An 8,763-nucleotide genomic window follows, 5' to 3' on the forward strand; every position below is an offset into this window, starting at 1 on the left:
ATCCAAAAGCTCATCATCGGCCGCACCATCACCGGCCTGCCCATCCGGTAGGGAGCGCCTACCTCGTCCACGAGGAACCGAAGGGAGGAGGGACCGGCTCGGCCCCTCCTCCCTTCACGCCCGGACGCATCGGCCCTTCGGGATGGGTGAGAGGGAGGGTGAACGGGTAGGCGCGGGGCAAGGAGGTGAGTTCGATGTCCGAGCTGTTCGCTCTGGGCCCCCTGATCGTCATCGCCGTGGTCGTCATCGCCATCTTCCTGGTACTGGGCATCTTCTACCTCGTCCAACGACAGGCGGAGAAGTCCGTCCGCTCCCCCGAGTACTGGAACGAGGAACCCGACGGGCGAAAGTACCCGACCGGTTGGGGTGAAGGACCCACGGTCTCCGGCCCCGCGGAGGGATACCCGGATCGTCCACAGGACCCGCCACAGGACCCGCCCCGAGACGGACCACGAAAGGGACACGATCCGGGGGACGAGGGGGGCGTCACCGGGCGCTAGATCATCGGCCCCGTGGGGCGATCGGGGCGTTCGGCCCGCCCCGATTCCACGGTGCGGCCCTCCCGTCGCCCGACCACTCGTCCGCCTCACGTGGCACCGACGAACCCGGATTCCATGGTGCCCGGGCGGACGCCTGGGTCTCGTCTTGTGGCTCGCGCCGAGTGGAACTCAGACCGCGCGGGCGACGGTGACGATGTTGTGGCTCGCGGGGGTCAACGGCCCCCGGTGCCAGTCCCCGTAGCGTTCAGCCACCGTGAACCCGGTCGCGGCGAGCTGTGCGTCGATCTCGTCGGCGTTCAGGAAGCGCAGGGTGGAGCGGTCCACCCGTAGGACCTCGCCTTCTCGGGTGGCGATCGTTTCGGTGAAGGTGACCGTCCCGGCGGTCACTTCCTCCACCCGGTGTTCCACGCGCAACGCGCGACCACGGTGGTCCACCACCTCGGTGGCGTTCTCCGGTCGCCACCGCTCCCAGCCCCGAGCCGATGGGGCGCGGGTGCCGAACACGAAGCTTCCGCCCTCCCGCAGCGCCGCCCGAATCGCGGTGAGCGACTCGCGCAGTTCGGCTTCGCTCACAAACACCTGGAAGGCGTTGCTCGCCATGAACGCCAGGTCGAACTCGGCTTCGAAGTCCATGCCCTCGGCACGGTCCTCGATCCACTCCACGTCCTCACGCACGCGTGCCCTCCGTAGCGAGGCGGTGTCCGGATCCACCCCGCACAGGCGGCCGGTGTGCCCCTCCTGACGGGCGCGATGCAGCATCATCCCGGTCCCGCACCCCACGTCGAGCACCGCCTCGGCGGCCATGACGTGGGAGAGGTAGAAGTCGTCACAGAGCGCCCACGGGTTGAGCACGTCGTAGAGCGCGGCGGCGTCGTCATCGGAGTACATGCCGGGCAGTGTCACCACTGGCGAGCCCTACCGCAACGGGTTTTCCCGGCCCGCTCTCCTCTCCGTGACGGGTCTCCATTCACCCGAATCTCAAGAGCCCCACATTTCCCTCATTTCACCCCACCCCCTCCCACCTCGGTGATTAAGCGAGCCCTTAGGTCACCGTTGACCGCCGAACACGAACCGGTGTGCACTGCCCCACACACGAATCGAAGGAGTGCACATGCAGGTCCCGGCACCGTTCGAGTACGAACGCGCCACCAGCGTGGACCACGCGATCGGCCTCTTGGACCGCCTGGGCGAGTCCGCGCGGCTCGTCGCGGGCGGCCACAGTCTGCTGCCGATGATGAAGCTCCGCCTCACCGACCTCGAATACCTGATCGACATCAACGAGCTCCACGACGAACTCGGATACATCCTGGTCGGAACGGACGAGGTCCGGATCGGAGCGATGGCCCGGCACCGGGAGCTGCTGGAATCGCCGGAACTGGCGGAGGTCTTCCCCATCTTCGCCGAGGCGGAGAAGGTGATCGCCGACCCCCTGGTGCGCAACCGTGGCACCCTGGGCGGTTCCCTCTGCCAGGCCGACCCTTCCGAGGATCTGTCCGCCGTGTGCGGGGTCCTGGACGCGGTCTGTGTGATCCGGGGACCCCAAGGCGAGCGTCTGGTCCCCATGGCCGAGTTCCACCTGGGCCCCTACGAAACGGCCGTCGCCCCCGGCGAGATGCTGGTGGAGGTGCGCTTCCCCGTTCGCCGTGGCGGATCCAGCGCCTTCGAGAAGGTGGAGCGCCGCGCCGGCGACTGGGCCGTGGCCGCCGTGGCCGCCGCCGTGTGGCTGGGAGGGGGNGACGCACGTTTGGGCCTGACCGCCGTCGGTGCGAACACCGTGGCGGTCGAGGGGATCACCGAGGCCCTGCGCGGCCAGTCCCCCGACCAGGACCTCTACACGCGGGCGGCCGAGATCGCGGCCGCCTCCTGCGAACCCACCACGGACGGTCGAGGCAGCGCCGAGTACAAGCGTCACCTCGTCAAGGAACTCACCCGACGGACGCTGCGCCGTGCCGTCGCTCGGACCGGGAGGGTCTGAACATGCGCGTCACCATGACCGTCAACGGTGAAGAGGTCACCAGGGAGATCGAGAGCCGGCTCCTGCTGGTGCACTTCCTGCGCGACCACCTGTCGCTGACCGGCACCCACTGGGGTTGCGACACCAGCAACTGCGGCGCGTGCACGGTGTGGATGGACGAGGAACCCGTCAAGTCCTGCACCGTGCTCGCCGCGATGGCCGACGGCCGCACCGTGCGCACCGTCGAAGGACTGGCCAAGGGCGCCGACCTCGACCCCGTGCAAGAGGGCTTCATGCAGTGCCACGGCCTGCAATGCGGCTTCTGCACCCCCGGGATGATGATGACCGCCCGCGCGCTGCTGGATCGTAACCCCGACCCGTCCGAAGAGCAGATCCGCGAGGCGATCTCCGGCCAGATCTGCCGCTGCACCGGCTACTCCAGCATCGTGCGTTCGGTGCGTTGGGCGGCCGAACACGAAGCGAACGGATGCCCGGCGCACGGCTCGAACGAGGACTCGACCCAGGTCGAGGAGGAGGTCCGATGAGCACGGTGGACGAACGCGAGCCCGTGGCCGTCGACAACGACCACAAGCCCGTCGGTTACGGCCGGATGCTCCGCAAGGAGGACCCCCGCCTGGTGCGCGGTCGTGGCCGCTACGTGGACGACGTCCAACTGCCCGGGATGCTGCACCTGGCGATCCTGCGTTCTCCCGTGGCGCACGCCCGGATCGTGTCGGTGGACACCAGCGCCGCCGAAGCCCACCCCAAGGTCAAGGCGGTGGTGACCGGCGAGGCGCTGGCCGAGAAGGGCCTGGCGTGGATGCCGACCCTGTCCAACGACGTCCAGGCCGTCCTGGCCACCGACAAGGTGCGCTTCCAAGGCCAGGAGGTCGCTTTCGTGGTGGCCGAGGACCACTACTCGGCGCGCGACGCCCTGGAGCTCATCGACGTCGAATACGACCTGCTCGACCCGGTCGTGGACGCTCGTACCGCCCTGGCCGAGGGCTCCCCGGTCATCCGCGACGACTTGGAGGGCAAGACCGACAACCACGTCTTCGACTGGGAGACCGGCGACGAGGCCGCCACCGACGAGGTGTTCGCCAAGGCCGACGTGGTGGTCACCGAGGACATCGTCTACCCGCGCGTGCACCCCTCCCCCATGGAGACCTGCGGGGCGGTCGCCGACTACGACTCGGTGGAGGGCCGGCTGACCCTGTGGTCCACCACCCAGGCGCCGCACGCCCACCGCACCCTGTACGCGATGGTGGCGGGATTGCCCGAGCACAAGATCCGGGTGATCTCCCCCGACATCGGCGGCGGGTTCGGCAACAAGGTGCCGATCTACCCCGGTTACGTGTGCGCGATCGTGGCCTCCCTCGTGGTGGGCAAGCCGGTCAAGTGGATGGAGGACCGCTCCGAGAACCTCATCAGCACCGGTTTCGCCCGCGACTACGTCATGCGCGGCGAGATCGCGGCCACGCGCGATGGCCGCATCCTGGGCATCCGCACCAACGTGCTCGCCGACCACGGAGCGTTCAACGCCCAGGCCGCGCCGAGCAAGTACCCGGCGGGCTTCTTCGGGGTGTTCACCGGCAGTTACGACATCGAGGCCGCGCACGCCAAGATGACGGCCGTGTACACGAACAAGGCGCCGGGCGGGGTGGCCTACGCGTGCTCCTTCCGGATCACCGAGGCCGTGTACCTGGTCGAGCGGATCGTGGACTGCCTGGCCTACGAGCTGGAGATGGACCCGGCCGAGCTGCGCTCCAAGAACCTGATCCGGCCGGAGCAGTTCCCCTACACCACCAAGACCGGGTGGGTGTACGACTCCGGCGACTACGAGCCCACCCTGCGCGAGGCACTGCGCATCGCCGGCTACGACGAACTGCGCGAGGAGCAGGCCGAAAAGCGCGCTCGGGGCGAGCTGATGGGTATCGGCCTGTCGTTCTTCACCGAGGCCGTGGGCGCGGGCCCGCGCAAGAACATGGACATCCTGGGCCTGGGCATGGCCGATGGCTGTGAGCTGCGGGTGCACCCCACCGGTAAGGCCGTGGTGCGCTTGTCGGTGCAGTCCCAGGGCCAGGGGCACGAGACGACGTTCGCGCAGATCGTCGCCGAGGAGATCGGCATCCCGCCCGAGGACATCGACGTCGTGCACGGCGACACCGACAACACCCCGTTCGGGCTGGGCACCTACGGCAGCCGGTCCACCCCGGTCTCGGGTGCGGCCGCCGCCATGGTGGCGCGCAAGGTGCGCGACAAGGCGCGGATCATCGCTTCGGGCATGTTGGAGGCCTCCGTCGCCGACCTGGAGTGGACCAAGGGTTCGTTCTCGGTCAAGGGCGACCCGGAGCGGTCGGTGACCATCCAGGAGATCGCGCTGCGCGCCCACGGCGCCGGTGACCTGCCCGATGGGCTGGAGGGCGCCCTGGAGGCCCAGGTCTGCTACAACCCGGAGAACCTCACCTACCCGCACGGCGCCTACGTCTGCGTGGTGGACATCGACCCGGGGACCGCGCAGGTCAAGGTGCGCCGGTTCATCGCGGTCGACGACTGCGGCACTCGGATCAACCCGATGATCATCGAGGGTCAGGTGCACGGTGGTCTGGCCGACGGGGTCGGGATGGCGTTGATGGAGATGATCTCCTTCGACGAGGACGGCAACTGCCTGGGCGGCTCCTTCATGGACTACCTGCTGCCCACCGCGTTGGAGGTTCCCGACTGGGAGACCGGGTACACGGTGACGCCCTCACCGCACCACCCCATCGGCGCCAAGGGTGTGGGCGAGTCCGCCACGGTGGGCTCCCCGCCCGCCGTGGTCAACGCGGTCGTGGACGCCCTGAAGCCGTTCGGGGTGCGCCACGCCGACATGCCGCTCACCCCCTCGAGGGTGTGGGACGCCATGCGCGGTCAGGCCCGGCCCCCGTTCTGAGCCGTAGCCGAATCGGAACGCGGTGGCGGCCGGCCCGGGGAGGAACGGCCGCCACCGGCACCATCAGTAGCAGGATCCAGGAAGGGGGCCGCGTGATGGCCGCCGTTGACCTGTCCGGGCGTGGCCGTGAGCTGATCGCCGGCAGGGTGCCGTTCGTCGAGGCGACCGTGGTGCGGGCCCAGGTGCCCGCCTCGGTCCGACCGGGGGACGGCGCGATCGTCCTCCAGGACGGTTCCATCGAGGGTTTCGTGGGCGGCCAGTGCGCCCAGGGTTCGGTGCGCGAGGCCGCGCTGAGGGCCATACGCGACCGACGCAGCGTGCTGCTTCGGGTACTTCCGGGTGAGGGCGAGCCCTTCCCCAAGGCCCCTGGGGCGCACGTGGTGGTGAACCCGTGCCTGTCCGGGGGCGCCTTGGAGATCTTCCTTCAGCCCCGGCTACCGGACCCGGTGGTGGGGGTCGTGGGCGATTCCCCCATCGTGTCGGCGCTGCGTGAGATGGCCCCACCCCTGGGGTTCGTCGTGGAGTCCGGCGGAACCGAGGTGGTCGCCGGAGCCACGGCCGTGATCGTCGCCAGCCACGGCGGCGACGAGGCCTCGGTGATCCAGGCCGCCCTGGACGCCGGGGTGGGCTTCGTGGGGCTGGTGGCCTCGCGCAAGCGCGGCGCCGCCGTATTGGACTCCTTGGAGTCGAGCCACTGCCGGCGCGGCCGGGTGCACACCCCGGTCGGGTTGGACATCGGGGCGAGCACCCCGGCGGAGATCGCGCTGTCGATCCTGGCCCAGCTCGTTCGGGAGGTCCGGGTGAACGGGCTGAGCGCCCCCGAGGCCCCCGCCAGGGCCAAGACCGAGGAAGGGGCCGCCGAGGAAGGTGCCGCCGAGGAAGGTGCCGCCCCCGTCACGGCGGTGGACCCGGTGTGCGGCATGACCGTCACCGTGAGCCCCACCACCCCTCACCTGGAGATCGACGGCGACCACGTGTGGTTCTGCTGTCCCGGTTGCCGGGACCGCCACGCGACGGAGGCCTAGATGCTCGACGCCGACGAGGTCCGAAAGCGGTTGGACGCCCAGGACCATCTGGTCGATGAGGGCACCGCCACCGCCCTGTACCTGGCGATCACGCTGGGTCGGCCCCTGCTGTTGGAGGGTGAACCGGGGGTCGGCAAGACCACGGTGGCCAAGACCCTGGCGCGCGTCCTGGACGCGCCGCTGATCCGGTTGCAGTGCTACGAAGGGCTGACCGCCAGTGAGGCGCTGTACGAGTGGAACCACCCCCGGCAGCTACTCGCGGTACGGCTGGCCGAATCACGCGGGGAACGGTTGGACGACGCCGACCTGTTCACCGAACGGTTCCTGCTGGATAGGCCCATCCTGCGCGCGGTCCGCCACCAGGGCCCCGTACCGCCGGTGCTGCTCATCGACGAGGTGGACCGCGCCGACGACGAGTTCGAGGCTTTGCTGCTGGAGTTCTTGGGAGAGGCGTCGGTGACCGTGCCCGAGCTGGGCACCTTCACCGCCCGACGCCCGCCCCTGGTGGTACTCACCTCCAACCGCAGCCGGGACCTGCACGACGCCCTGCGGCGGCGCTGCCTCTACCACTGGATCACCTTCCCCGAACCCGAGCGGGCCGCCCGAATCCTGCGCCGCCACGTCCCGGGCGCGAGCGCGGCGCTGGTGGCGTCGGCGACCGAGTTCGTGGGCCGGGTGCGCGCGCTGGAGTTGGACAAGGCTCCGGGGATGGCCGAGACCATCGACTGGGTGTCGGCCCTGGGCGCGCTGGGCGTGACCGAACTGGTCCAGGGCGACATCGTGCGCACCCTTCCGGCATTGATCAAGACCCCCGACGACCACGACACGGTGGTCGCGGCACTGAACGACCCCGACCTCGGCCCGTCGGAGTCGCAGGACCTCTCCAGGGCCCGAGCGGAGACGACCCGATGAAGATCGACAACGAGTTCACCGTCCAAGCACCCATCGACCAGGTGTGGGCACTGTTCACCGACGTGGAGGCACTCGCCCCGTGCATGCCGGGGGCGCAGCTGACCGGCGTGGAGGGGGACGTCTACTCCGGGAAGGTCAAGGTGAAGGTCGGACCCGTGGTGGCCGCCTACAAGGGCACCGCCCGGTTCGTGGAACGAGACGACCAGGCTCACCGCGCGGTCGTGGAGGCCTCCGGGCGGGCCGACCGTGGCGCGGGCAACGCTTCGGCGCAGGTCACCGTGGAGTTGTCGGAGGCCGAGGGTGGCACCGACGTCACCGTCGAAACCGACCTGAAGATCAGCGGCAAGCTCGCCCAATTGGGCGGCGGCATGATCAAGGATGTTTCGGAGCGTCTGCTGGGGCAGTTCGTGGAGAGGGCGGAGGAAAAGCTCGCCGCCCTCGACACCACGGAGGCTGACGACATGGACAAGGATCAGGAGCGGACCGGCGCGGGTTCGGATTCGAGTTCGCACATGGCCGGTGGTGAACACACCTCGGGCGGCGGCCACATGAGCGGTGGCTCGCACATGTCCGGCGGTGAGCACATGGCCGGCCGAGGCCCCCTGTCCGGCGAGAAGGACGAGAGCCAGGACGACCGTCCCGCGTCCGCGACCGCCGCCACCGGCCTGGTCCCGACCGAGCAGGCGCCGAAGGCTCCCCGAACGCCGGTGTCCGGCGGTGGCCAGGGCGTGGAGACTCCCCCGACCAAGCGGACCATCGACGCGCCCGAGGCCGAGCCGGTGGACCTGATGGCGGTCTCCGGCGGCAACAAGCTCCTGTGGCCGGTGCTGGCCGTGGTCGTGGCCCTGGCGGTGGGCTTCCTCGTGGGTTATGCCGTCTTCGGCTGACCGCGTGGCGTCCCCGCTGCCGGGGGTGGACCGGGCGGCCTTCGTGGTCGCCCTGACCGAACGGTTGCGTGCCCGTGGCGTCCGGGTGGACCTGGACGCGGCGGGCACCCTGGCCCGTGCGCTGGCCTCGCGGTTTCCCGCCACCCTGGCGGACCTGTACTGGACGGGCAGGGTGTGTCTGGTGAGCCGGGTGGAGGACCTGGCGACCTTCGACGCGGTGTTCGCGCAGGCCTTCGAGGACGGGGCGCCGGGTGTGGAGGGCTCCCCGGCCCCCGCCTCCCTTCGGGTACGCGATGAGCCCCCCGGTGTCCCGGACCAGGGCGAGGAGCCCGAGGGGTCGGCTTCGGGCGGGTTGCCGTGGGCGACCCTGTCCTCTTCCTCGGAGGGCGAGGACGACGAGGAGGCCCACGAGCTGCCCGAACTGTCGCCCAGCGCGTTGGAGGCACTGGCCGAGGAACCCTTCGAGAGGCTGTCCGAGGCCGAGTGCGCGCTGCTCGGCGAGTGGTTGGCGACTGTTCGGTCCCGGCTGCCGCGTCGGATCACCCGACGTCGG

The 8,763-nt window shown here is 70.0% G+C and carries 8 protein-coding genes and 1 pseudogene; 8 read left to right on the forward strand and 1 reads right to left on the reverse strand.

Going from position 1 to position 8,763, the window contains the following annotated elements:
• The first annotated feature begins 194 nt into the window (after positions 1 to 194).
• The gene (locus D472_RS25955) at positions 195 to 500 is read left to right on the forward strand and encodes a hypothetical protein (protein ID WP_017606031.1); all 306 of its coding nucleotides are present in this window, start codon (positions 195 to 197) and stop codon (positions 498 to 500) included.
• A 168-nt stretch (positions 501 to 668) separates the two neighbouring features.
• On the opposite strand, the gene D472_RS0118890 is transcribed toward D472_RS25955, so the two are convergent.
• Positions 669 to 1,388 carry a class I SAM-dependent methyltransferase gene (locus D472_RS0118890; RefSeq protein ID WP_026117856.1) on the reverse strand — a complete coding sequence of 240 codons (720 nt, stop codon included), beginning with the start codon at positions 1,386 to 1,388 and terminating at the stop codon, positions 669 to 671.
• A 223-nt stretch (positions 1,389 to 1,611) separates the two neighbouring features.
• Here D472_RS0118890 and D472_RS0118895 point away from each other — a divergent pair, with 223 nt between their 5' ends.
• From D472_RS0118895 to D472_RS0118925, 7 genes and pseudogenes are all read left to right on the forward strand, one after another.
• Entirely contained in the window at positions 1,612 to 2,475 is an 864-nt protein-coding gene (locus tag D472_RS0118895; protein WP_017606033.1) for an FAD binding domain-containing protein, read from the forward strand.
• 2 nt (positions 2,476 to 2,477) lie between these two features.
• Entirely contained in the window at positions 2,478 to 2,999 is a 522-nt protein-coding gene (locus D472_RS25960; RefSeq protein ID WP_017606034.1) for a (2Fe-2S)-binding protein, read from the forward strand.
• Positions 2,996 to 5,386, forward strand: coding sequence for an aerobic carbon-monoxide dehydrogenase large subunit (locus tag D472_RS0118905; protein WP_017606035.1), 2,391 nt, complete (start codon positions 2,996 to 2,998; stop codon positions 5,384 to 5,386). Before D472_RS25960 ends, D472_RS0118905 begins: the two co-directional genes overlap by 4 nt.
• Positions 5,387 to 5,481: 95 nt before the next feature.
• Positions 5,482 to 6,411, forward strand: coding sequence for an XdhC family protein (locus D472_RS0118910; RefSeq protein WP_017606036.1), 930 nt, complete (start codon positions 5,482 to 5,484; stop codon positions 6,409 to 6,411).
• Positions 6,412 to 7,323 (forward strand): AAA family ATPase, encoded by a 912-nt coding sequence (locus tag D472_RS0118915; RefSeq protein WP_017606037.1) that lies wholly within the window; start codon positions 6,412 to 6,414, stop codon positions 7,321 to 7,323.
• On the forward strand, positions 7,320 to 8,210 hold the full coding sequence (locus tag D472_RS27995) for an SRPBCC family protein (protein WP_017606038.1): 891 nt from the start codon (positions 7,320 to 7,322) through the stop codon (positions 8,208 to 8,210). Before D472_RS0118915 ends, D472_RS27995 begins: the two co-directional genes overlap by 4 nt.
• A gap of 4 nt (positions 8,211 to 8,214) precedes the next feature.
• Positions 8,215 to 8,763: pseudogene (locus D472_RS0118925) on the forward strand (CoxE); the annotation flags it as partial.

This window comes from Nocardiopsis alkaliphila YIM 80379 (assembly GCF_000341005.1).
GTDB lineage: Bacteria > Actinomycetota > Actinomycetes > Streptosporangiales > Streptosporangiaceae > Nocardiopsis > Nocardiopsis alkaliphila.

Bases quoted from the DNA above. Each gene is read 5' to 3' on its own strand.
- D472_RS25960 (WP_017606034.1), top strand. From the start codon at position 2,478: ATGCGCGTCACCATGACCGTCAACGGTGAAGAGGTCACCAGGGAGATC.
- D472_RS0118915 (WP_017606037.1), top strand. From the start codon at position 6,412: ATGCTCGACGCCGACGAGGTCCGAAAGCGGTTGGACGCCCAGGACCAT.
- D472_RS0118905 (WP_017606035.1), top strand. From the start codon at position 2,996: ATGAGCACGGTGGACGAACGCGAGCCCGTGGCCGTCGACAACGACCAC.
- D472_RS0118910 (WP_017606036.1), top strand. From the start codon at position 5,482: ATGGCCGCCGTTGACCTGTCCGGGCGTGGCCGTGAGCTGATCGCCGGC.
- D472_RS27995 (WP_017606038.1), top strand. From the start codon at position 7,320: ATGAAGATCGACAACGAGTTCACCGTCCAAGCACCCATCGACCAGGTG.
- D472_RS25955 (WP_017606031.1), top strand. From the start codon at position 195: ATGTCCGAGCTGTTCGCTCTGGGCCCCCTGATCGTCATCGCCGTGGTC.
- D472_RS0118890 (WP_026117856.1), bottom strand. From the start codon at position 1,388: ATGTACTCCGATGACGACGCCGCCGCGCTCTACGACGTGCTCAACCCG.